The sequence below is a fragment of the Candidatus Puniceispirillum marinum IMCC1322 genome, assembly GCF_000024465.1.
Lineage (GTDB): Bacteria > Pseudomonadota > Alphaproteobacteria > Puniceispirillales > Puniceispirillaceae > Puniceispirillum > Puniceispirillum marinum.
This window is the reverse complement of sequence record NC_014010.1, coordinates 328861-353004: the sequence shown is the minus strand read 5'-3', so window position 1 is coordinate 353004 and position 24144 is coordinate 328861. Positions and strand designations below refer to the sequence as shown.

General features: G+C 46.5%; 23 protein-coding genes. 12 read left to right on the top strand and 11 right to left on the bottom strand.

What is annotated here, in order from left to right:
* Positions 1-124: 124 nt before the first annotated feature.
* The 7 genes from SAR116_RS01700 to SAR116_RS01670 all read left to right on the top strand — a co-directional run bounded on the left by SAR116_RS01700 (position 125) and on the right by SAR116_RS01670 (position 6117).
* On the top strand, positions 125-988 hold the full coding sequence (locus SAR116_RS01700) for an amino acid ABC transporter permease (RefSeq protein WP_013045208.1): 864 nt from the start codon (positions 125-127) through the stop codon (positions 986-988).
* A gap of 44 nt (positions 989-1032) precedes the next feature.
* Entirely contained in the window at positions 1033-1866 is an 834-nt protein-coding gene (locus tag SAR116_RS01695; protein WP_013045207.1) for a transporter substrate-binding domain-containing protein, read from the top strand.
* A gap of 131 nt (positions 1867-1997) precedes the next feature.
* Positions 1998-2894, top strand: a complete 897-nt coding sequence (locus tag SAR116_RS01690) for an amino acid ABC transporter permease (protein WP_013045206.1) — start codon at positions 1998-2000, stop codon at positions 2892-2894.
* 8 nt (positions 2895-2902) lie between these two features.
* Positions 2903-3676: an amino acid ABC transporter ATP-binding protein gene (locus tag SAR116_RS01685; RefSeq protein WP_013045205.1), complete on the top strand. Its 774-nt coding sequence runs from the start codon at positions 2903-2905 to the stop codon at positions 3674-3676.
* Positions 3677-3915: 239 nt separating this feature from the next.
* Positions 3916-4227, top strand: coding sequence for a glutathione S-transferase family protein (locus tag SAR116_RS01680; protein ID WP_013045203.1), 312 nt, complete (start codon positions 3916-3918; stop codon positions 4225-4227).
* A gap of 118 nt (positions 4228-4345) precedes the next feature.
* Positions 4346-4921, top strand: coding sequence for a peroxidase-related enzyme (locus SAR116_RS01675; RefSeq protein ID WP_013045202.1), 576 nt, complete (start codon positions 4346-4348; stop codon positions 4919-4921).
* A 62-nt stretch (positions 4922-4983) separates the two neighbouring features.
* Positions 4984-6117 (top strand): hypothetical protein, encoded by a 1134-nt coding sequence (locus SAR116_RS01670; protein ID WP_013045201.1) that lies wholly within the window; start codon positions 4984-4986, stop codon positions 6115-6117.
* A gap of 17 nt (positions 6118-6134) precedes the next feature.
* On the opposite strand, the gene hutU is transcribed toward SAR116_RS01670, so the two are convergent.
* Genes hutU through hutI form a run of 3 tightly spaced genes read right to left on the bottom strand, consistent with a single transcriptional unit; the run spans position 6135 to position 10580 of the window.
* Positions 6135-7799: a urocanate hydratase gene (gene hutU, locus SAR116_RS01665; RefSeq protein WP_013045200.1), complete on the bottom strand. Its 1665-nt coding sequence runs from the start codon at positions 7797-7799 to the stop codon at positions 6135-6137.
* Positions 7800-7818: 19 nt separating this feature from the next.
* Positions 7819-9360 carry a histidine ammonia-lyase gene (hutH, locus tag SAR116_RS01660; RefSeq protein ID WP_013045199.1) on the bottom strand — a complete coding sequence of 514 codons (1542 nt, stop codon included), beginning with the start codon at positions 9358-9360 and terminating at the stop codon, positions 7819-7821.
* Positions 9357-10580, bottom strand: coding sequence for an imidazolonepropionase (hutI, locus tag SAR116_RS01655; RefSeq protein WP_013045198.1), 1224 nt, complete (start codon positions 10578-10580; stop codon positions 9357-9359). The genes hutH and hutI overlap by 4 nt, the downstream gene beginning before the upstream one ends.
* A 72-nt stretch (positions 10581-10652) precedes the next feature.
* Between hutI and SAR116_RS01650 the strand changes: the two genes are divergently transcribed.
* The 3 genes from SAR116_RS01650 (at position 10653) to SAR116_RS01640 (ending at position 13591) form a co-directional block, all read left to right on the top strand.
* A complete protein-coding gene (locus SAR116_RS01650; protein WP_013045197.1) occupies positions 10653-12023 on the top strand; it encodes a formimidoylglutamate deiminase in 1371 nt (456 codons plus the stop codon).
* A complete protein-coding gene (locus SAR116_RS01645) occupies positions 12020-12751 on the top strand; it encodes a histidine utilization transcriptional repressor HutC (RefSeq protein WP_013045196.1) in 732 nt (243 codons plus the stop codon). The genes SAR116_RS01650 and SAR116_RS01645 overlap by 4 nt, the downstream gene beginning before the upstream one ends.
* Positions 12752-12937: 186 nt before the next feature.
* On the top strand, positions 12938-13591 hold the full coding sequence (locus SAR116_RS01640; protein WP_013045195.1) for a flavin reductase family protein: 654 nt from the start codon (positions 12938-12940) through the stop codon (positions 13589-13591).
* Positions 13592-13939: 348 nt separating this feature from the next.
* Here SAR116_RS01640 and SAR116_RS13905 read toward each other — a convergent pair whose 3' ends face one another.
* The 5 genes from SAR116_RS13905 to SAR116_RS01620 all read right to left on the bottom strand — a co-directional run bounded on the left by SAR116_RS13905 (position 13940) and on the right by SAR116_RS01620 (position 17958).
* Positions 13940-14116 (bottom strand): hypothetical protein, encoded by a 177-nt coding sequence (locus tag SAR116_RS13905; RefSeq protein WP_013045194.1) that lies wholly within the window; start codon positions 14114-14116, stop codon positions 13940-13942.
* 49 nt (positions 14117-14165) lie between these two features.
* Entirely contained in the window at positions 14166-14525 is a 360-nt protein-coding gene (locus tag SAR116_RS13900; RefSeq protein WP_320410293.1) for a hypothetical protein, read from the bottom strand.
* Positions 14526-14721: 196 nt separating this feature from the next.
* On the bottom strand, positions 14722-15615 hold the full coding sequence (locus SAR116_RS01630) for an alpha/beta fold hydrolase (protein ID WP_013045191.1): 894 nt from the start codon (positions 15613-15615) through the stop codon (positions 14722-14724).
* On the bottom strand, positions 15616-16692 hold the full coding sequence (locus SAR116_RS01625; protein ID WP_013045190.1) for a tartrate dehydrogenase: 1077 nt from the start codon (positions 16690-16692) through the stop codon (positions 15616-15618).
* A 159-nt stretch (positions 16693-16851) separates the two neighbouring features.
* The gene (locus SAR116_RS01620; RefSeq protein WP_013045189.1) at positions 16852-17958 is read right to left on the bottom strand and encodes a molybdopterin-dependent oxidoreductase; all 1107 of its coding nucleotides are present in this window, start codon (positions 17956-17958) and stop codon (positions 16852-16854) included.
* Between the two features lie 537 nt (positions 17959-18495).
* Here SAR116_RS01620 and SAR116_RS01615 point away from each other — a divergent pair.
* Positions 18496-19293 carry a hypothetical protein gene (locus tag SAR116_RS01615; protein WP_013045188.1) on the top strand — a complete coding sequence of 266 codons (798 nt, stop codon included), beginning with the start codon at positions 18496-18498 and terminating at the stop codon, positions 19291-19293.
* 123 nt (positions 19294-19416) lie between these two features.
* Entirely contained in the window at positions 19417-20460 is a 1044-nt protein-coding gene (locus SAR116_RS01610; RefSeq protein ID WP_013045187.1) for a proline racemase family protein, read from the top strand.
* 10 nt (positions 20461-20470) lie between these two features.
* Here SAR116_RS01610 and SAR116_RS01605 read toward each other — a convergent pair whose 3' ends face one another.
* Genes SAR116_RS01605 through SAR116_RS01595 form a run of 3 tightly spaced genes read right to left on the bottom strand, consistent with a single transcriptional unit; the run spans position 20471 to position 23958 of the window.
* Positions 20471-21505, bottom strand: a complete 1035-nt coding sequence (locus tag SAR116_RS01605) for a trans-3-hydroxy-L-proline dehydratase (protein WP_013045186.1) — start codon at positions 21503-21505, stop codon at positions 20471-20473.
* Positions 21506-21509: 4 nt separating this feature from the next.
* Positions 21510-23036 (bottom strand): aldehyde dehydrogenase, encoded by a 1527-nt coding sequence (locus SAR116_RS01600; protein ID WP_041860701.1) that lies wholly within the window; start codon positions 23034-23036, stop codon positions 21510-21512.
* The gene (locus SAR116_RS01595) at positions 23017-23958 is read right to left on the bottom strand and encodes a dihydrodipicolinate synthase family protein (protein ID WP_013045184.1); all 942 of its coding nucleotides are present in this window, start codon (positions 23956-23958) and stop codon (positions 23017-23019) included. The genes SAR116_RS01600 and SAR116_RS01595 overlap by 20 nt, the downstream gene beginning before the upstream one ends.
* Positions 23959-24144 lie beyond the last annotated feature (186 nt).

The following is a 24144-nucleotide window of genomic DNA, read 5'->3' as shown; positions in this document are numbered from 1 at the left end:
CCCAATATACAAGCATTGAATACGTGATTTTAAAATATATTAATACATAACATAAATAAAAGATGGCCAGCACATTATTTACATATATGATAGAATAATGTTTTGGTTTAGGGGAGCCAGCTTGATGATGCAGACACATCCTGAAACGCCGTTTCTAGCAAAACTGCTTGGGGTGGACGGTGTACGGCACCCAAAGGATCCCGCATCAGCGCATATTGCGCGCTCCTTATGGCAGGTAGCGCAGGCTATCCTTTTGTTCTGCATTATTGGCTGGCTGATATATGCGGGCGCTGCGGCTATGGAATATCGGTGGCAATGGTACCGTGTTGGGCCATTCTTTTATCGGATGATTGATGGGGAGTTCATTCCTGGGCCTTTGTTTAAAGGTATTATAGTTACCTTACAATTGGCTGGCATTAGTAGCATTCTATCGATAGTGATTGGCGCTTTGACCGCGATTGGCAGAATGTCGAACTCCATCGCTGGTAGATCGATTGCTTCCACATATCTCGAAATTATTCGCAACACCCCCCTGCTCGTACAGTTATTCATGTTTTATTTCGTGCTGGCACCCATTTTTGGAATTGATCGATTCTGGGCTGGCGTTTTGTGTCTTGCCGCCTTTGAAGGGTCTTTTGCCGCAGAAATTATCCGGGGTGGCATTCAAGCGGTTGAGCGTGGCCAATATGAAGCTGCCGATGCAACTGGCTTATCAAAATTTGACAAATATCGTTATGTAATCGTCCCGCAGGCGCTTCCGCTGATCCTGCCGCCATTGACTGGCCTGCTAATTTCCTTAATCAAACATTCTGCCATTGTTAGTGTCATCGCTGTTGCCGAACTGACAACCGAAGGACTCAATCTAATATCCGACACTTATATGGCATTTGAAATCTGGTTCATTGTAGCCGGCATGTATCTTGTCCTGACGACCAGCCTATCTGTTATGGTCAACATTCTTGAAGTAAAAATGAACAGGGCTCGATAAAATCCACAATAGAAAATTACCACAGCAAAAGAGGAGAAAACCTAATGACATTTACACAAAAACTGAAAGCCAGAGTAATTATGGCTCTTGTGGCACTTTTCGGGGTTGTTGCAACTTCGTTGCCCGCGATTGCCGATGATCTGATTGCAGATATTCAAAAACGTGGCACGCTAAAAGTTGGCATGTCAACTTTTGTTCCATGGGCAATGCGTGACAAGCAAGGCGACTTGATCGGCTTTGAAATTGACGTTGCAACCAAACTTGCAGCCGATATGGGCGTTGAGGTTGAATTTGTACCGACAGCGTGGAGTGGCATCATCCCTTCATTGATTGCGAAAAAGTTCGACGTCATCATCGGTGGCATGTCGATCACCCCGCAACGTAACCTGACGGTGAATTTCACCACACCATACGCGCATTCAGGCCAGATGATGGCCGCGAACAAGAAGCTTTCAAGCAGTTTCAGCACAATTGACGATTATAATCAGTCAAGCGTCACAATCGCATGTCGCCGTGGTGCCACGCCATGTAAGGCTGCGCAAAAGCTGTTCCCCAAATCCACACTGCGTCAGTTTGATGATGATGCACAGGCTTTTCAGGAAGTTGTGAATGGTAATGCGCATGCGATGATTTCAAGCGCACCAAAGCCACGTTTTTGGTCTGAAGCTTATCCAGACGAAGTTTTCGTTGCCTTTGATGGTGAGAATCTGACACGCGGCAATGAAGGCTTTGCCCTTCGTAAAGGCGACTCAGATGCGTTGAACTTCTTCAGCAACTGGATTGTAGTAAATTCCAGCAGCGGGTGGCTCAAAGAACGTCATGACTTCTGGTTCAAGAACCGTTCAGGCTGGAAAGACATGGTGAAGCTGGAGCAGTAGTGCCATTTCATGATGCCAAACACAACTAAGTCTAGTTTCATAGCTAAGCGGGTTCTGGCATCACTCTTTCCCCAAGATAAAATATTCACCGGCAGGGTTTTCCTGTCGGTGATATAGATCAGGAACAGAAAATGACCGAACCCCCTTTACAGACACGGCGCAAACTGACGACTATAGACTATATTTGTTTTGGGCTTGTTGGCGCTATAATTGCCTATGCGGTTTACCGCGTTAGTGACGTTCTTGTCTATAATTGGAACTGGTCACGTGTTTTGAATTTCGTCATCTATTATGATGAAGAAAACGCCCGTTACGTGCCAAACCTGTTGTTAAAAGGCATTGCAACAACCCTACGCCTTGCTTTCTGGGCAACTATAGTTGCTGCAATCATTGGCCTTCTTATGGGCTTTATGCGCACCAGCAAAAATCTGGCAATGCGAATGATTAGCCGCTGTTATGTCGAATTGATTCGCAACATCCCACCAGTCGTATTCATTTTCATTTTTTACTTTTTCCTGTCTGGACAGTTAATGCCATTAATTGGTCTTGATGACATTGACAAGAATGGTGCCTTTGTAAGTTCAGACATTTTCTTCACACTGTTTGGCGACCCTAAATTATTTTCCAACTTTGTGGCTGGGGCATTGTGCCTTGCCCTGTTTGAAGGGGCATATATTACCGAGATAGTACGGGCGGGCATTCAATCTGTTCCAAAAGGTCAATGGGAAGCGGCACGCGCTGTTGGCCTATCACCACTAGACGTTCTTGGAAACATTATCTTTCCGCAGGCAGTGCGCAAAATTCTACCGCCACTTGCTGGTCAGTTCATCACCTTGATTAAGGACTCTGCAATCGTCTCGCTGATCTCAATTCAGGAACTTACCTTTCTTGCTACCGAGGTGGCATCAAGTACGACCAAAGTTTTTGAAACATGGATTATCGTTGGGGCGATGTATTTCATAATCTGTTACTCGTTCGCCGCGCTGTTCGCTCATCTTGAAAAACGTGCCCTAAAGGCGCGCCGCTAGGAGACATCATGTCAAACACTTCAACCACGAGCCCCTCACCAGATGCCAATACTCTGATTGATTTTGCCGATGTCAGTAAATGGTTTGATGATTTTCAGGCGCTGAAGAATATCAATTTATCCGTTAAACAAGGTGAGCGGGTCGTAGTTTGTGGCCCATCCGGATCAGGCAAATCAACAATGATCCGTTGTGTTAACCAACTCGAAAACCATCAGCAGGGAACAATCCATGTCTGTGGACGTGAAGTTTATGGCAACATGAAACAGCTGGAGCAAGTTCGCCGGGAAGTTGGTATGGTCTTCCAGAGTTTTAACCTATTCCCGCATATGTCAATCTTACAGAATGTGACGCTTGCCCCCATTCGTAATACCAAACTCTCGCGCGCTGAGGCCAATGATATCGCACGACATTATCTTGAACGTGTAAAAATCGCCGACCAGGCAGATAAATTTCCAAGCCAGCTTTCAGGCGGCCAGCAACAACGTGTTGCCATAGCGCGGGCATTGGCAATGAAACCGCGCGTGATGCTATTTGATGAGCCAACTTCTGCCCTTGATCCGGAAATGATCACCGAAGTACTTGACGTCATGACAGAACTTGCCGAGGACGGTATGACAATGATGGTGGTCACTCATGAAATGGGATTCGCCCGCGAAGTTGCAGATCGTGTTGTCTTTATGGATGAAGGCCGGGTTGAGGAAAGTTGCACCAAAGACGAATTTTTTGCCGGTGGGCGCGGAGAAAGGGCACAGGCTTTCCTCTCAAAGATTTTACAGCATTAAGCATCTTCCAATACTGTTAATGCCCTATGAAAAGGTACCATTGGTGGATCAAATATACCCCCGCCAATGCGCCCTAATTTCCCTTTGCTGTCGATTATGCCAAGACCGCCTATGTTGAAGTAAATGGACGCTGGCTTGAAGGTAAAACTGTTCCGTGCGAACAAGCGGGATTGAGTCTTTCGTCGGCCTTTCTGTATTTCTCCGAGACTTGGGTATTTACGGACTAAAAGCTATTTAAGATGGTGCGACGCGATCCGGCCTTTGTTGCTGAAAATGCAGTCCTTTTGCAGAAACGAATAGACCAGCTAGCGCATATGGCAACACCCTCACCGCTTTTGTTTGGCGATCAGTTGAGTATTGCAGATTGCGGTTTTGTTGCCAGTTTTGCGTTAATATCTATCTTTCGTGAGATTCTGGGCATTAACGTTGTTTTGCCGCCCACACTAATTAAATATGAAGCTACGCTCACTGCCCATGAGTCAGTTACAAAACAGAATACCGCTTATTACAAAGCGCTGAACAATTGGGCTAAGGACAAGCTGAAAGGATAATTGGCTTGTCCTATATCTGCATGATATCTTATTAAGACTTAAAAAACAGCTTCTATTAACAACTAATGATAGCTGAAATGTACTATAAAACTATATATTTACAGTGGGAGGAAACGTCATGGCTGCCTGGATATCAATGATTTCTGATGAAGATGCAGGACCGGAATTGAAGGCCGCTCTTAAGGTTGCACAAACGCCGCATGGCACTGTTGACAATGTGATGCGCGTTCATTCGCACCGGCCCAATACCATGCATGGTCATTGTGTTTTATACCGTGCAGCCTTGCATGACGCGGCGAACACATTGCCGCAATGGTTACAGGAGGTGATAAGTTCCTATGTTTCGGTGCTGAACCAATGCGACTATTCCTATGCTAATCACTGGAAGAATGCCGCCCATCTTATTGGTGATTCTGACTATGCGGCTTCAGTGGAAAAGGCGTTAACCGCAAAAAATCCTGGTGCCGTTTTTGATGGGGCTGAACTAGCCTTATTACAATATGCAGAAAAATTAACGCTCTCGCCTGGCGATATGCAGGAAAGCGATGTAATTGCACTTCGAAATGAAGGTTTAGATGACGGTCAGATTCTCGAAGCAAACCAAATCATTTGCTATTTCAACTATGCAAATCGAAGCCTGAACGGGCTGGGCGTTACGACTGATGGTGATATCGTTGGATTCTACGCTGATTGAGTTTAGGATATTACATATCTGCAATAATGATCCCAGAAATGAGCATTTTTAGGTGAATTAAAATGGCAAATGAAAACACGGAAACTTTTGTTTATCACGAGTCAGTTCAGTATCCAGATGAGGCGGCCTTGCGGGCGGGCGCTGACAATCTCATCAACGGGTGCATCGGTGACGTTTCGGGCAAGGCCGTTTTGCTAATCTGTGAGGATCCAGCCCTTGGTTGGTATGATGACAAAGCCCCAGCAATCGTTGCTAAACAGTTACAGGAAAAGGGCGCAACGGTAAAAGTCCTGCCCGTCGGTAAGCCACAAAACGTTCCAGTTGACGAAATCCAGACCGCCATAAATTCTATGGATGAGGTGATTTTCTTTTCGCGCATCGGCGATCAAGATCGATTTGAAGCGAACAATAATACGCCACATTCGACCATGAGCTATGCACGAACTGCCAATATGCTTGGTGGGGCTTATGGTCGCTTGAATCACCGCGCGATGATGATGTTGAAAGACGCTGTCAACGAGGTGATGTTGAACGCTGACCATATCAGAGTCACCTGCCCACAAGGCACGCACTTAGAAGGCTCACCTGCAAACACCAAAGCCGAAGGAAGCGAGGTTGTCGTCAGTCGGTTTCCAATGGGGGTTCCACAACCTGTTCTGGCAAGCGGTTTCAAAGGCGAAGTCAAACTTTTCGGCTATCTTACACCCACCGGTTCAAAAGTTTACACACCAGAATTTATAAAGCTTGATGATACTGTAAGCGTTCAATTTAATGGTAATCGTATAACTGGGTTTACCGGCTCTGATGACATCGTTGCCAAGATTAATGAACATTACAATCATGTAGCAGAAATGTTTGGCCTAAAAGCGTTTAATGTGGACTCATGGCATGCCGGTATTCACCCACAAATGCACTATGATGATTTTATGGGCAATGATCCATCGCGTTGGTCAAACACGGTTTTTACCAGTCCACGTTTCTTGCATTTTCATACCTGTGGTGAGACTCCTCCGGGTGAAATTTGCTGGATGGTTTTGGATCCTACAGTCACCATTGATGGTGTTGCTTTATGGGAAGATGGTCGTTTGCATCCTGAACGGTTTACCGGCACAAATGCTGTTCTGGATTTTGCACCTGAACTTGCCGCGGCCTTTAACACCCCCTGCATGCACGTTGGGCTAGATGACGCAAACTGACGTCATCATTAACCGGTTTATAATATACTAGGAAGGTTCAGCCCCTGCTCCCGAGCGCAGGCAATTGCATCTTCATAGCCAGCATCTGCATGACGCATCACGCCTGTTGCCGGATCATTCCACAAAACGTTACTAATCCGTCTGTCGGCATCAGCACTGCCATCACAGCAGATAACCATACCGGAATGTTGCGAGAAACCCATGCCAACGCCGCCGCCATGATGCAGAGACACCCAGGTCGCTCCACTTGCCGTATTCAACAAAGCATTCAGTAAAGGCCAGTCAGAAACGGCATCAGAACCATCCTTCATAGCTTCTGTTTCCCGGTTTGGCGAGGCAACCGATCCACTGTCCAAATGGTCACGGCCAATGACCACGGGAGCTGAGAGTTCACCAGTACGAACCATTTCATTGAACGCTAGGCCAAGACGGTGACGCACACCAAGACCTACCCAGCAAATGCGCGCGGGCAACCCTTGGAATGAAATTCGTTCCCGCGCCATGTCCAGCCAGTTATGCAAATGAGCATCATCAACCAGCTCCTTGACCTTGGCGTCAGTCTTAAAAATATCCTCTGGATCACCGGAAAGCGCACACCAGCGGAACGGCCCAATACCGCGACAGAATAAGGGGCGGATATAGGCCGGAACAAACCCTGGAAAACTAAAGGCTGTTTCAAGCCCCTCTTCCAATGCCACCTGACGAATATTATTACCATAATCAAGTGTCGGCACCTTATCATTCCAGAAATCGACCATAGCTGCTACGTGGCTTTTCATCGAAAGCCTTGCTGCTGCCTCGACTTCCTTTGGATTAGTCTCCTGCTTTGCGCGCCATTCGGCAATATTCCAGCCCTGTGGCAAATAACCATGTAAAGGATCATGAGCTGATGTTTGGTCAGTTACGATATCTGGCCTGACACCGCGCTTAACAAGCTCTGGGAAAATATCAGCCGCATTGCCGATAAGAGCAACAGATTTAGCCATCCCTGCGGCTGTCCAGTCGTTGATCATCGCAAGGGCTTCGTCAAGTGAATGCGTTTTTTCATCCACATAACCCGTTCGCAACCGAAAATCAGCGCGTGTTTCGTCACATTCGACAGCAAGACAACAGGCACCAGCCATAACCGCAGCTAATGGCTGTGCACCACCCATGCCGCCAAGTCCAGCAGTAAGAATCCAGCGCCCTTTGAGATTACCTTCATAATGCTGGCGGCCCGCTTCTACAAAAGTCTCATAGGTTCCCTGAACAATGCCCTGTGTGCCGATATAAATCCATGAACCGGCAGTCATCTGGCCATACATTGCCAAGCCGCGCTTATCGAGTTCGTTGAAATGATCCCAGTTCGCCCAATGTGGCACCAGATTGGAGTTGGCAATCAAAACGCGGGGGGCATCACTATGTGTGCGAAATACCCCTACTGGTTTTCCCGATTGGACCAATAAGGTTTGATCAGACTCCAGACTACGCAGTGAGTCCACAATCCTATCAAAATCTTCCCATGTACGTGCGGCTCTGCCAATGCCGCCATACACCACTAGTGCATGTGGATTTTCCGCAACATCGGGATGTAGATTATTCATCAGCATGCGTAATGGGGCTTCGGTCAGCCAGCTTTTAGCAGTAATTTCAGTGCCTGTAGCTGGAAAAATATCCCGTATATTATGTCTAGAATCCTGCATCACATGCTCCCTTAGTTTATTATCTTGTTTGCCCCAGAATATATTCAGGCAAGTCAAATCCCGTTAAAAGTTCACCATCTGCTATCATTGAAGCTGCTGCCTCTAGGTCATTTGCCATATAGCGATCCTCTGCCAGAGGCGCGATTGTTTCTCGCGTCATTGCAATCACCTTTTGCAATGGCAAACTAGTCTTCAACGGCTCCCGAAATTCTATGCCCTGCACGGCACAAACTAATTCAATTCCTAGAATGACATTTAGATTACTATTCATCCGCATCAGTCGCCGCGCCGCATGGGCTGCCATACTGACATGATCTTCTTGATTTGCCGACGTAGGGGTGCTGTCCGTTGAACAGGGATTTGCAAGATGCTTGTTCTCGCTCATTAACGCCGCAGTCGTGACCTCAGCAATCATGAAACCCGAATTCAATCCGGGGTCCGCAGTCAGAAACGGTGGCAGATCAAAACTAAGACTAGGATCAACCATCAAGGCCACGCGCCGCTGGGCAATGGCACCAATTTCGGCAAGCGCAAGGCCAATCTGGTCGGCGGCAAAGGCAACTGGTTCAGCGTGAAAATTGCCGCCTGATACAATCCGTCCCTCATTTACAAGCACAAGCGGGTTATCGGTAACAGCATTTGCTTCAATGGTTAGGGTACGACTGGCATAATGCAGCAAATCTATAGCCGCGCCAGTCACTTGGGGCTGACAACGAATACAATATGGATCCTGAACACGGGTATCGTCATCACGGTGGCTTTCGCGGATTTCCGATCCTTGCATGATAGCGCGTTGGCCGCGGGCAACAGCAATCTGTCCGGGATGACCGCGAAGCGTATGTATTTCATCAACAAGCGGTGCTGTTGATCCCATTATGGCATCTGTCGTCAAAGCAGCTGTTACAACACTTGCACTCGCATTACGCCATGCGTTAAACAATGCAGCCAAAGCACAGGCCGTAGAAAACTGGGTGCCATTAATTAATGCCAGACCTTCTTTTGGCGCTAATATAACCGGCACCAATCCAGCCTTGGCAAGCGCCTCGCCGCCTTGCATGACGGTACCTTTATAGCAAGCTTCGCCTTCGCCAATCATCACAGCAGCCATATGTGCCAAAGGGGCAAGATCGCCAGAAGCGCCAACTGAGCCTTGAACTGGAATAACCGGCATCACGCCCTTATTCACCATTCCAACAATCAGATCTACCGTTTCCCAGACAACGCCTGATGCGCCGCGTCCAAGTGACAGCAATTTCAACACCATCATCAACCGTGTTGTTTGAGTGTCCAGTGCTTCGCCAACCCCGCAACAATGCGACAAGATCAGATTGCGTTGTAGCTTTGTCATTTTTTCAGGATCGATAGCGACATTGGCTAGCTTACCAAAGCCAGTATTTACCCCATAAACAGCTACATCACCTTTTGCCGCATCATGAACCAGCGACGCAGCAGCATCAATCGCGCTTCGAACATTAGCATGTAATTCGATCTGGTCATTACCACGCCAGATATTTTCGAACTGAGCAAGGCTGACTTCGCCTGGTATCAACGACATTTTCATATGATCTGGCCTCCAAAAATGCGCATAGAAAGAGGGTTGAACCCAACCCGATAGGCTAGTTCAGCAGGATGAGTTACATTCCATAAAGCCAGATCAGCGCGCATACCGGGGCGTAACATGCCCGTGTCTTTTAAGCCAAGAGCCTTAGCAGCATTTCTGGTTACGCCCGCCAATGCCTCTGCCGGCGTCATACGAAACAAGGTACACCCCATATTCATTGCCAGCAGCAGCGAAGTCAAAGGAGATGATCCCGGATTGGCGTCAGTAGCAAGTGCCATCGGCACGCCATTTTGACGGAATAAATCTATCGGCGGTTGCTGTGTTTCGCGCAAGGTGTAGAACGCACCAGGCAACAGCACCGCAACCGTACCGGAATGGCTTAGTGCACGGGCATCCTCTTCATTGGCATATTCTACATGATCAACCGACAATGCTTTAAAGCGGGCTGCAAGCAAACTACCCCCATATCTCGAAAGTTGTTCGGCATGAAGTTTTACTGGCAAGCCAAGCGCACTAGCTGCCGCAAAGACGCGCTCTATCTGGTCAGCATTGAACGCTATAGTTTCGCAAAAACCATCAACAGCATCGATAAGCCCTTCAGCATGTCCCTTTTGTATTGCCGGAATGCAGATATCATCAATATATTTGTCTGCATCATCTTTATACTCATGAGGCAGGGCATGGGCGCCCAAAAAACTGGTCACGACCCGAACTGGCCGCTGATCGGCAATTGCGCGTCCCGCCCGCAACATCCGAAGCTCAGTTTCAACATCCAGTCCATAGCCTGATTTAATTTCTATCAGGCTTACCCCTTCGGAAAGCAAAGCATCAACACGTGGCAAAGCAGCAGAGACAAGCTCTTTCTCAGACATATTGCGGGTGGCCGCAACAGTTGATACGATACCACCACCTGCTTTTGCCACCTCGGCATAGCTTGCTCCATTCAGGCGTAATTCAAATTCATTAGCACGATGTCCGCCATGCACTATATGTGTATGACAATCGATCAGCGCTGGCGTCAGAAGCTTGCCTTCTGCGTTGACAACATTGCTGGCAGAGTTAGCTTTTGGCGCAACAGACATAGGGCCAAGCCCGGTGATAATACCATCGGTAACTGACAGGTATCCATCATAAATCAGGCTGTAGTCAGATCCATCCGAATTAGTTGCTTGTGGCTCATCCAGTGTTGCCAACACCGCATTTGTTATTAGTAAATTCATGTCTGAGCCTTGATAATATCTCTATTTTCTTTTATATGTACATACATAATAATATGTCAATAGGATTTAGATATGATCACAATTCAAGCCTGTTCTGCACTCCTGCCGGATGGCTGGCACAATGATGTGAGCGTTGAGATTGACAATCATGGACGCATAGAAAAAGTTTCAACTCAACAGCCGGATGTACCAGCAGACACGCATGTTGCCTACCTACTACCCGCACCGGTAAATGCACATAGCCATGCGTTTCAGCATGCAATGGCTGGACTCACCGAACGCCGCGGAGACAATCCACAAGACAGCTTCTGGACCTGGCGTGATTTGATGTTTCGGTTTCTTGATCAACTCACCCCTGACCATATCGAATCAATTACCAGCTTTGTTCAGATGAAAATGCTGGAATCTGGCTATGCCACTAATGTTGAATTCCATTATTTACATCACAGTCCGGATGGAACGCCTTACGCCACATTGTCTGAAATGTCCGACAGGATAATTGCGGCGGCCACGCGTACAGGCATTGGCTTAACCATGCTGCCTGTCCATTACCAATATGGTGGTTGTGATTTTCGTCAGTTGACTCGAGGACAATGCAGATTTCACAATGATCTGGATGGGTTTGCCACTTTATGTGACGCAATCAAGATCGGCCTGAACAAACTACCAGATGACACAGTGTTCGGCGTTGCGCCGCATAGCCTTCGCGCAGTTGCACCGGACAGTTTGGCCGTTAGTCGGCGACTTGCTGGCGGCGGCCCCTATCATATGCATCTTGCCGAGCAAATTCCCGAAGTCGATGAGGTTGTGCATTATCTTGGCGCGCGACCTGTTGAATGGGTTCTGGATAATATGGATATTGATGATGGCTGTTGCTTCATCCATTGCACCCAGATGCTACAACATGAAACCACCAGACTTGCGCAAAGTGGCGCGATTGCCGGACTATGCCCGATTACCGAAGCCAGCCTTGGTGATGGTATCTTTGACGGAGTAAACTGGTTCACGGCAGGTGGAAAAATCGCCATCGGTTCGGACTCCAATATCCGCATTTCCCTATCGGAAGAAATGCGAAGTCTAGACTATTCGCAACGCCTTCGCGATCATACACGTGCTGCCCTAGCCACAGCCAGCATGTCAACAGGTCGGCATATTTTTGAGGCGATAACTGCTGGTGGCGCCAAAGCTGCTGGCCGTAAAACCGGTCAGATTGCCAGCGGATACTGGGCTGATCTTATGGCGCTTAACGGCGATAATATAGCGCTTGCTGGCCGCACCGGCGATACAGTTCTGGACAGCTTTACTTTTGCTGGCGATGACCAGCTGGTGAGTGATGTTTGGGCGGCAGGTCGGCATATGGTCAGTGGTGGACATCATCATGATCATGAGGCCATAACAGCCGCTTACCGTGAGACTATTTTGAAGCTAAAGGATATCGTATGAGCAAACCTGTCCGCAGAAACTGGCAGGATGTCATGTCGGAGCTTGAACAGCGCATCTATTCACGGCAATGGCGGCCTGGTGATTTAATCCCGAACGAAGCCGATTTGGCAGTTGAATTCGGGTGTGCAAGGGTGACCATGAATCGGGCGCTTCGCACGCTTGCCGAAACAGGTTTGCTGGACCGGCGACGCAAAGCTGGTACCCGTGTTGCTCTTAACCCTATTAGCAAGGCAACTTTGCAAATTCCCGTAATTCGGAGTGAAATTGAAGCGCTTGACCATCGCTATGGTTACCATCTGCTTCATGAAAAGATTGAACACGCACCTGAACTCATTACCACCCACTTTGATGTACCTTCAGACAGCCGGCTATTGCATGTAATCTCCTTGCATAGTGCTGATGACACACCCTATGTAATCGAGGATAGGTGGATCAATCTGGTTGCGCTTCCCCATCTTGCCGATGTTAGCTTTGCCGCGCTTAGTGCGAATGAATGGCTGTTGCAGAACACCCCGTTCACACATGGCGATATCAGCTTTGGCGCTGCTAATGCCAGCACTGAAGAAGCCAGCATGTTGCATATTAAAGTTGGTGCAGCTTTGTTCATGATCGAACGCACAACCCGTGACCGGAATGCTGGCAATGGTGATGCAAAATCTAGTGACACAGCCTTAACCAATGTACGACTTCTTTACAGGCCAGGTTATCAGGCACATGCCAAACTATAGAGACTCATTTAAAGTGTGGTGTTGCGTGATAAATTCTTGATAGGTTATCTTCAACTGTAAAATAAGCTGGAAGAATGTTTTACGTTTGTTTGTTAGGGTGCTGTGGCTAAACGTTAATTTCAAATTCAAAAAAAACCCTTACACCATAACCTAGTGAGTAACAATCTGCAGTTGCCGAGGCCCCCAATGCACTATGATCCCAGAAATGATACTTGCCCGCTTCCCTACTCACCTTTCAAATCTTGCACGGTACCTCGGCCCATCGGCTGGCTATCAACAATTTCACCCAAAGGTGTTGTCAACCTTGCCCCCTACAGCCAATGGCAGAATTTAACTTTTGATCCGCCAATGGTAATGTTTGCTGCCAATCAGCTAAGCAGTGGTGAACGCAAACATACAGTCGTTAATGCCGAGGAAACGGGATGGTTTGTCTGGAATATGGCGACTTATGATCTGCGCGACGCTGTAAATATTTCAGCGATGGAGGTCCCTGCTGACGTCAATGAGTTTGAACAGGCCGGGGTAACAGCCATTCCTTCGATTGATGCACCTTGCCCACGAGTCAAAGAAAGCCCTGCGCATTTTGAATGTCGATATCTATCAACGCACCGGCTTCCTGGCAATTCCCCACATGGTTGGGTCGAGGTCGTTTATGGCGAGGTTGTCAGGATCCATGTTGATGATTCTGTGCTTACCAAAGACGGCAAAATGGACATTAAAAAAATTCGGCCCTTAGCGCGACTTGGCTATTATGACTATACCTCGGTAACAGACGTGTTTGAAATGCGTATCCCCGGGGCATCAGGGGCCGCCGCAGATGGTTTGGAAGGAAAAAAATGATACCGTGCGTTTGAACTTGCTAATTAGAGGCAGAACAGATTGCTAATTATAACATTATTGCAAGAGAGTATTATGCGACCCGAACTGGTAATAAAAAATCTCAAAGTTGGAGTGAACAAATGACTGGGCTTCTTGGAAAAGAGTCACGTCCTCACATGAGACAATTTCTTGCTGATCAGGGTTTTGATATGAAGTAGGTCCGAGAGCCGGGTATCGCGGTCCGGGATATTTGGGCTTAGTTGGATGTGATGTTTTATTAGTCTTTACTGACTAGCAGTAATGTTATTGCCATCCATGTCACCACCTTTTTGGACAAGTCATTCTCAAACAGATAGTCATTGTTCAATATCAAGAAGCAACTTGGCGTTCACCAGCATCTGCAAGCAAGGCTGCCAAGCGATATAAACAATTTACGAATTTTGAAAAGGGCATGATCAGGAAAAAGCCACAGACAAGGCCAAGATGGATCGCAAGCGCAACGCCCATGAAACAGGTCTCGCGCACTACAAGCAGAATAATAACCATATAAAGGCATAATCCATACCCATCGTAGCCAGCGATACAGTGGTTGGCGCTACGCGACGCTTTTCACGCCAGAGGCCAGCAGTGTCAAAACAAAGAATGATACCACCGACAGTTCCAAGAATGACTGGCGCTTCGAAATATCCGTATGGTGCTTCACGCCCCAACAGATAATGATACAAAGTGGCAAGCGAGGTTGATGCAAGACACAACATAAAGACGTAAAAGTCAGATGATGAAACCATTTTCGGGCATTACTGGCACGTTCATCGGCAGCTGAACAGCCACTGCCATTGCCGGTATTGTCACCACCCAGATTGCGCAAAAAATGCTGTGTCGCCGTCTTCAAAGGTACGGCGGCGTTCCATCGCTGGAAAGACCGTGCAAAATCCTTCACAATAACGACAGGCATTACAGATTTGCATGATACGGCTTGTTTCCAAATGCGCTTCAGATGAAGCTGTATTTGAATCATTTATGAGCTGGAACAAATTCATTCAACTAATCCCACTTTATTCAAAGAGCGCGCCGCAGCCTGACCAGCGATGCGGCCAAAGACGCCCCCAATCGTCATGCCAATCCGGATAGTCATACCAAACTATAAATTCTCATTTATCAGAAAAAAATGTCAAAAGTTTGGATGCTAATTCATCTGGCGCTTCCTCAGGAATGGCGTGGCCGCATGGCAATGCAAAACCTGTTACATTTTTTGCCTTTTCCTGCCATGTCGCTTCAACATCATACAAATCACCAACAACACTCATTGCGCCCCAAATTACCAACAATGGTGCCTCAATAAGACGGCCTTGGTCTAATTTATCATGATCTAAATCAATGCCAGCAGAAGCGCGATAATCCTCACAAATTGCATGAATAGTATCTGGGTTATTATAGGTGCGCAGATATTCTGTCATGGCGTCATTGCTCACCGACCCGTCGATTTTGACCTGACCAGCTATATGACGACGCAAAAAATATTCGGGGTCACTGGCGATCATTCTTTCAGGAAAATCATACGGCTGAATTAAAAAGAACCACCAGAAATATCTTGTAGCAAACTCTTTGTTTGTTTGCGCATACATCATATCTGTTGGCGCAATATCAAGCACAGCCAATCGATCAACTATGTCTGGAAAATCAAGAGCCATCCTGTGTGCCACGCGCCCACCACGATCATGCCCAACAACAGAAAAATGTTCATAGCCAAGTTTTGACATCAAGGCGATTTGATCCTGCGCCATTACCCGTTTTGAATAAGGAAGGTGATCCGCATCGCTTTTTGGTTTTCCACTATCACCATAGCCACGCAGATCAGGTGCAATAACACGATAACCAGCATTAACAAGTAGAGGCGCCACTTTTCGCCACACGATATGTGTTTGCGGATGCCCATGAAGCAATAAAATGGGGGGACCATTGCCGGCACTGGCATAATTAATCTCGACATCAGGCAAGGCTATTTTTTCGACTGTGAAACCGTGCAAAAACTTTGACGATTTCATCTATGGCATCTCCAAAACCGCATCAGCAATAGCCTTGCCGCATGTCACCGTGTCTGCGCTGCCACCAAGATCAGGTGTCCTAAATGATGCGTCTGACATTACTTGTTCAATTGCTGTGACTATTGACTGGCTTGCCTTCTTGACACCTAAATGGTCAAGCATCATTGCCGCTGCCCAGATCTGGCCAACAGGGTTTGCTATGCCCTTCCCGGCAATATCTGGCGCAGAACCGTGTACAGGTTCAAATAACGATGGATAGACACCTTCGGGATTGATATTGCCTGACGGTGCGATGCCTATGGTTCCTGTGCAAGCGGGCCCTAGATCAGACAAGATGTCGCCAAAGAGATTAGAGGCAACAACCACGTCGAACCAGTCTGGGTGCAAAACAAACTGCGCGGCTAAAATATCGATATGATATTTATCCACTTTTACATCGGGGTAATCTTTTGCCATTTCTGCCACGCGCTCATCCCAGTAAGGCATGGTAATTGAAATCCCGTTAGATTTAGTCGCCGACGTCAAATGCTTGCCACGTTCCATGGCTAGGTCAAAAGCATATTTCAAAATCCTGTCAACACCGTGACGACTCATCACAGTTTCCTGCATGACAATCTCACGATCCGTGTTAGGGAACATCTTGCCACCAATCGAAGAATATTCACCTTCAGTATTTTCGCGTACAATCATCATATCAATGTCGCCTGGCTTACGATTAGCCAGCGGAAGTGGAACACCAGCCATAGCGCGGGCTGGACGCAAACTGACATATTGGTCAAATTCTCTTCTGAACTGTATCAAGGAACCCCACAGTGACACATGGTCGGGGACAATATCAGGCCAACCTACCGCGCCAAAGAAAAGCGCATCACTTTGGCTCAATTGTTCCTTCCAATCATCCGGCAACATCTGTCCATGTTTTACGAAGTAATCAGCACAAGCAAAATCATGTTCTGTAAAATTCAGACCGAACTTATATTTTTCTTGCGCGGCTTTTAAGACTCTTAGCCCTTCGGGAACAGTTTCTTTTCCAATACCATCGCCTGGAATGACTGCAATTTTCCAACTGTTTAACAAAATATCCAAAGCCTCGAAAATAAGAACATCAATACCTTCTATGATTTAACACATACTGAAAGCATAAGAAATTTTTTACGTACATTTCGAGTCTTGATCATTTAGCCCCCGACCCGATCACAGCTTCCATTGATCTTTTGGGGCTATAGTTTTGCAAAGTTAAATTTGATCTCTAGCTTGCACAAAAACTTTGATGGATTGAATCGCATTATTGCCAAAACCACCTAGATCAAATGGGGGGTCTATGGGCTGAGTTTCCCCGGTTTCGTCTGTAGCCCTGCACTGCAATATGTGCTCTCCAGGTTCTGCATTCCAGATATATTGCCAAGCTGTCCAGGCATATTTTCCAGTGCGCCCGATGACCTGAGCATCTTTCCAATGTCCATCAATTCCAAATTCCACCTTAGTTATTTTGTGACCGGATCCAGACCAGGCCTTACCCATTATAGTAACGTTCCCACTTTTAACGCATCGGTCACGACTCAGCCAATCTGGCACCCCAGGCGGCACCATTAACGACTTTACTTTTAGTGAGGTAACGGGGCGACCTTCATCTTCAGGGTTTTGCCTAAAGCGATATGTTTTGATTTGTTGAAAGCCTTCATACTTTTCTGTGAGGGCTTCAATTTTGTTGAGCCACTTAACGGAAGCCATTCCATACCAGCCAGGCACAACGATCCTCAGCGGAGCACCATGTTGCGGCAATAGCGGTTGCCCATTCATCGAGTGAACCAAAAGAACGTCTAGCTTTTCAAGCTGGCTGATCGTCAAGCTTCGGCCGAAGTAATGCCCAACACCGGCGTCATATCCAAAATCTACTCCGGTAAATGAAATGTCAATAACGTCTTCCTTTGGGTTGGCCTGAGCTATTAATGGCGCAAGCGGAGTCCCTGTCCACTCTGAAGTACCAACAGCTTCATACCCCCACGGCATAGAATATGCCCGTGGTGAGGCATGGGCACGACCGTTACCTGAGCATTCCAGAGTCACAGGCATAGTTACCTCTGGCAGACCACGAATTTGATCCATATCTAAAGCAAAAGGGTTTTCAAATGCGCCTTCGAAATACAATTTATGTTTATTAGAATCGATGATTGGCGTGTCAAAATGAGTCAAAAGGTAATGCGCACCTGACGGCGTAATATCAAGCGCTAAAGTTTCCAGTAATGTGCCCGAATTGCGGTTTGCAAGTCTGCGCTCAGCATCATCATATATATCTTTTTCTGTATCAGGTTTAGATATGGGGCAGATGAATGGGTTGTTCATAATTGATCCTGCTAGTTAGATGTAGATTCATAATCACTAGGTTTTATATATAAAACTGTTTCTGTTTTGACTATTTCTAAACAGACTCACTCTAGGCGATAAATGCATCAATACAATATGGACTTTGGGTTATGCTGAGTTTTTTCTAAGAAATGATAGTTACTGTTGTAAAAATCAAAATGACATTTAACAGACTAACCTTGAATTCTTTCACATGAAGAGACACTTAATCAGAGGCGCGCCAAACCAATCAAAAACGTCCAAGCCCGATTATTTAGACCCGAATATCAAGACCCACATATCTAAACCCAAGCACCATATCTGAGCCCAAGACCGAAATTCCGTCCCCTTCCCTCCTGTTCTATGAACTGAAGAATGACAACAGCAACCCTGACAAAATGTTGTGTTGGGTGTAAGCTAAAACTAACTCAGGCTAATTCTTTATCACTAAGGGCTAACAATTTTGGGCTAAGCTTCGTAACTGTAAATACATAAATTAGTTAATCTACCATTGAAACACTATGGACATTGAGCACAATGCACGGCCGCGCCCTTTCTGATCACGTCTTAAAACATTGTCATTTTATGAAAACGTTGATTGTTTTTATATTCATGACTATCTATGCGACGAATGCAGTTGGATGGGGATGGAGCCGGTCGCCAGGACAAGCTTCATCAGTCTCGACGCCTTCTAATGATACCGGTACTACAGTTACATCTGATGCCACTTCAAGCCCTGAAGCAGCAAGTAGTACGCCGATGAGCCAAGATATACAGCAAAGCACCCCTACTGCGCCGTCTCAGGACGTTCAGAATATTGAGACTGAAACTGTGGCAGATCAAGCCACTGCAGATACAGCTAATCAAGCGACTCAAAATGCAATTAATCAAGACAAGTCAAATTCTGGTAATGACAATTCTGATAATCAGCCAATCTTAACGAAACGCGCCAAACGAAAAAATATGCTCATTAAAAAATGGCGCGCCGAGTTTGCGCGTGATGATGTGTATTATGTCGTTACTGGCAAGCCTCTTGATATTCCTGATGTAAAATTTCAACTTGACCGAATTCAATATGAAACACCTGAATTTCCTAGAAACCAATTACCATTCAAAGGCAGTGACCTGGCCTTGCTAGAAGAATGGGTAAATGACTCATTAGACCGCCGTATTTCACAAAATCTGAAATCGCAAAACACAACATCACCTTTATCCACTAGATCAAAACTGGATGCGAATGACGTTAGAAAAAAGATCGCAGATTTGGAAACGAAACGCGAAATGCTTGTTTATGGCAATAACGCGCTCCAGGCGATGGGAATCTATATTGATTAAACTTTAAACCATGTTTCTGACATGCTTTGAATAACGTTTATGGATGGTAATTAGGCGCATAATTGGCTTATTTTCGTAATAGCCATTAAACAGAAAGCCTTTTTTGAAACAGGATCAATCCATATGCGTTTAACAAAGACCGTAAAGATGATCGAAGCGCATGCCGAAGGTGAAGTTGGCCGGATAGTGACCGGCGGGGACTTTCATGTGCCTGGCGACACCATGCTGAGCAAAATGAACTATATCAATGATCAGGATGATAGTCTGCGCCGCTTTTTAGTGTTTGAACCACGCGGTTACGCTCAAATGTCGACCAATCTATTATTTCCACCCACACGACCAGATGCTGATGTCGCCTTTATCATTTTACAAGGTGACAAAGCGCATGCCATGTCGGGATCTAATTCGATCTGCCTTACGACTGTTGTGCTTGAGACCGGTATCATCGAGATGAAAGAGCCTACAACAATTTTGCATTTAGATACACCAGCAGGACTCGTCAAAGCAACAGCGCAATGTAAGAGTGGTAAATGCGAAAGGGTTAGCCTTGATATGAACCCCAGTTTTGCTACCGATCTGGATGTAAAAATCGATGTAGATGGTATTGGTCAAGTGATAGTTGATATTGCCTTTGGTGGTGTTTTCTATGGTCTTATTGATGTGGCGCAATTCAATATGGATATAGTGCCGAATAACGCCCGCCAACTGGTTGAAATTGGCACTAAAGTTCACCGGACAATTAACCGTGACCTTGTCATCAAACATCCTGAAATTGACGGCTTGGAAGGTCTTTCCTACACCATGTTCACAGGTTTCAATTCTGATGGAGAGATGCAGGGCGCAACAATTTTACCACCTGGGCGAATTGATCGTTCACCTTGCGGCACTGGTAATTCAGCACGGCTTGCTGTGATGTATGCGCGTGGACAGATTGAGGTTGGTGAAAAACGAACAGCGCGCTCTATAATCAATAGCTATTTTGATGTCGAAATCACTGGCTTAAAGTCCATTGGCGGGGTTTCTGCAATATTACCAAGGATATCTGGACGCGGCTGGGTTTTTGGCAAACATGAAATTGGCATTGACCCGAATGACCCCTATCTGGAAGGGTATTCTGTATCAGATTGCTGGGGGGATGCCTTTGATCTCATGAGCAATGTTGATTAGCCAAATAGTTTTAGATTTTTATTTTTGGCCATGTATCGCTTAGCCGATAGCCAGACTGGAATGGGTCACTTGGATCCAGCATAAGTTGTCGGTTGCCAGTCAACCAAGCCCGGCCACGGATCGATGGCCGGATTGCCATTTTACCTTCCATATTCAGCACAGACTCAATCTGGCAATCAAAAACCGAATCGATAACCGAAACGCCTCTAAAGGGCTGGTTAATATCAATCATTCCACGAGCATGCAAAATGGCCAATCGCGCTGAACAACCCGTACCTGTTGGGCTGCGGTCAAGCTTGCCAGGCTGGATAACAACCGTATTGCGTCCAGTTAGCACACCATCAACCATTTCGACAGGCGCCGCGAATTGGCAAAATGAAATATGGTTCCAATCAAGCATACTGGGATGCGAAAACCCAAGTTGGTCATTGGCAGCTTTAGTAATACGAATACCCATTTGCGCCAGATCAGCCGCTTCATCGGCGGTCAGCGCAAAGCCAAGTGCGGGAGCATCAACCACCACAAAACTATCTCCACCAAACGCCGTATCAACGGTTAATGTACCAACGCCCTCAACCTCTAATGGCGCATCCAAACGATCAGCAAAAGATGGTAAATTCAGAACTTTGACAGATTGCACCTTACCATTAGCGCATTGCGCGGTCACATGCACCAGTCCACCAGGAGCTTCCAGAACAAGTTTCGTTTCCGGCTCCTGCATTTCGATAATGCCACTTTCCAGCAATACTGTGGATACGCACATGCTATTTGACCCAGACATGGGCGGTGTATCTTCAGGCTCCATAATGATAAAGCCCATATCAGCATCAGGATGCTTGGGTGGAACCAAAAGATTGATGTGACGAAACACACCACCGCGTGGTTCATTTAATATGAATTGCCGTAAACCGTCATCCTGTGCCAGAAAACGTGATTGTTCCCAGATAGTCGTGCCTGGAGGTGGTGCAACACCGCCTACAATAACATCTCCAACCTCGCCTTCAGCATGACAGCCAATGATGTGAATAAGCCGCGATGAACGCATCAAATTATCCTATATCTTCTTCAATATGATCTTCGCTAAGGTCGATCCAAATTGTTTTTGTTTGGACATATTGGTCGTGCGCCATCAGGGAATTATCCTTGCCGCCAAAGCCAGATTGCTTATAGCCACCAAATGGTGTGGTAATATCACCCTCACTATAGCAATTGACCGACACAGTGCCGGCCTGTAGCTGGCGTGAATAGAAATGCGCTCGTCCCACATCAGATGTAAATAAAGACGCCTGTAAGCCATATTCGGTCTGATTAGCCAATGTGATAGCTTCCTGATCTGAACCAACGGGAATGACTGCCATCACTGGCCCAAAAACTTCATCAACCGCAATTTCCATATCAGGCTTCACATCACCAAAAATGGTTGGCGTAATGAATAGACCTCTGCCATTACTCTTTGCAGGCTCTTTGGTCAATTGACGTGCCCCTTGCTTTTTGGCGCCATCAATAAAGCCATTAACCTTGTCAAATTGCTCTTGCGACACAATCGCCCCTAGTGCATTCGAAGGATCAAGTGGGTCACCTGTCCGCCAATCAGCTGTCCGGTCAATGATCCGTTCAACCAGCGCATCATGAATATTCTTATGCACGATGAGTCTTGAATTGGCTGTGCAATTCTGCCCCATGTTCCAGAACGCCGCTTGCACCACATGACGCGCGATATCGTCAAGTTGTTTGGCATCCTGCAGAACCACTGCAGGGTTTTTACCCCCACATTCAAGCGTTACACGCTTGAGATTGGATTGTGCCGAATATTCCAGAAAACGGCGTCCAATTTCAGTCGATCCAGTAAACGAAATCACATTGATATCGGGATGACGCCCAATTGCCTGCCCTGCTGTCTCACCAAGTCCGGGAATAACCTGAAATACCCCTTCAGGAATTCCTGCTTCTTCGGCAAGTTCAGCAACTTTCAAAGCTGTCATGCTGGTTAGTTCAGCTGGTTTCACAATAACGCTGTTACCGCTTGCCAAGGCTGGGCCCATTTTCCATGCTAGCATCATCAGTGGAAAATTCCATGGCAGTACGCATGCCACAACACCCGCCGGTTCGCGTACAATCATGCCAAGCGCAACGTCACCTGATGGCGAAATTTGATCATAAATTTTATCAGCAGCTTCGGCATGCCATAATAAGCATTGAATGGTTTCTGGCACATCAATTTCGAGGCAATCTTTAATCGGCTTGCCGCTTTCCAGACTTTCAAGCACTGCCAATTCATTACGGTGACGAGTCAATAATTTGGCCAACTTGATCATGGTGTTTTTGCGATCGGTTGGGTGCATTTTCGACCAACTTCCGCTATTAAACGCCTTGCGACCTTTTGCAACAGCTAGATCAACATCATCAGCATCACAGGCTGCAATCTGGGTGAGTGTCTCTCCAGTTGCAGGATTAATCGTGGCAAATGTTTTGCCTGATTTAGCTGCTCCAAATTTACCATTTATAAAAGCCGTATTGGGAAAGTTTACCTGTTCTGCAATGGCCTGAATTTCGTGCTTATTTAACAAGTTTGACATGAGACTCATCTTTCTTGGTTTCTTTGTCGGACAGGATTGACTGTAGGCTAATTTTGGCTGTTTCGATGACCTCCCGCAAAGCGCGCTTTTGTTCTTTCTTTAAAGCGCGCATTGGTGGCCGCACCGGGCCTGCTGACATGCCCTGAAACTCGACACAGAATTTCACTGATTGGGCAAATTTTCCGCCACCTTCGATTACGGTTGTTAACGGTAACAAGGCTGTCATCATTTCGCGGGCAGTATCAAAATCTTTTTCAAATCGACATAATTCGTAAAAACGGACAAGTTCCGCACAAAAGAAATTAGCCATAGGCGTGACCCAACTGGTAGCGCCCCAAACAAAAAATTCAAGAGCCTGGTCTTCTGCACCACAACTCAACGCTATATGTGGAAATTCTCGTGCTAAAAGATGAATGCGGTTGATGTCACCACTCGCTTCTTTGATCGACATGAAGTTATTACGCTGTCCAACGCGAGAGAGAAATTCTTCCCCCATCCAGACGCCTGTTCGACCCGGATAATTATAAAGCATGATGGGCAAATCTGCCGCACGGTCAATTAACAAACAATGCGCAGCTAATTCTCGTTCAGTTGGCAATGAATAAGGCGGCGCAGCCAACAAAATACCATCAGCCCCTTTATCTCGCGCAGCTTCTGCTAGCCCAACGGCAGTAGCTGTAGTCATGTCATTTACACCGCAAATCATTGGCACACGACCATTTATGATGTCGCGTGCAACGCCAAATTGATTAATGCGTTCTGCGGTGCTAAGGGAATAGTTCTCACCTGTTGTGCCACCCACAATGATGGCGTGGACTCCATTTGCAATCATATATTCAATGACCGTAGCAAATCCTTTTTCGTCAACTGACATATCATCGTTAAAAGGCGTGATAATGGGAGGTATAATACCGTCAAACATCGCTAAGCTCCATAAGCATACGTAGTAAAGGCAAAACTATTAGACAACTGACACATAGCTTCTATTAATATTTGGCCTTAAGAGACAGTCAAAAAGCGCGTGTCGTTGCCTTGTCGACTATTTGTATACTATAATCGATTAAAATATTCCAACCAATTGATTGCCAGCCTTTATTGACGGAGATTA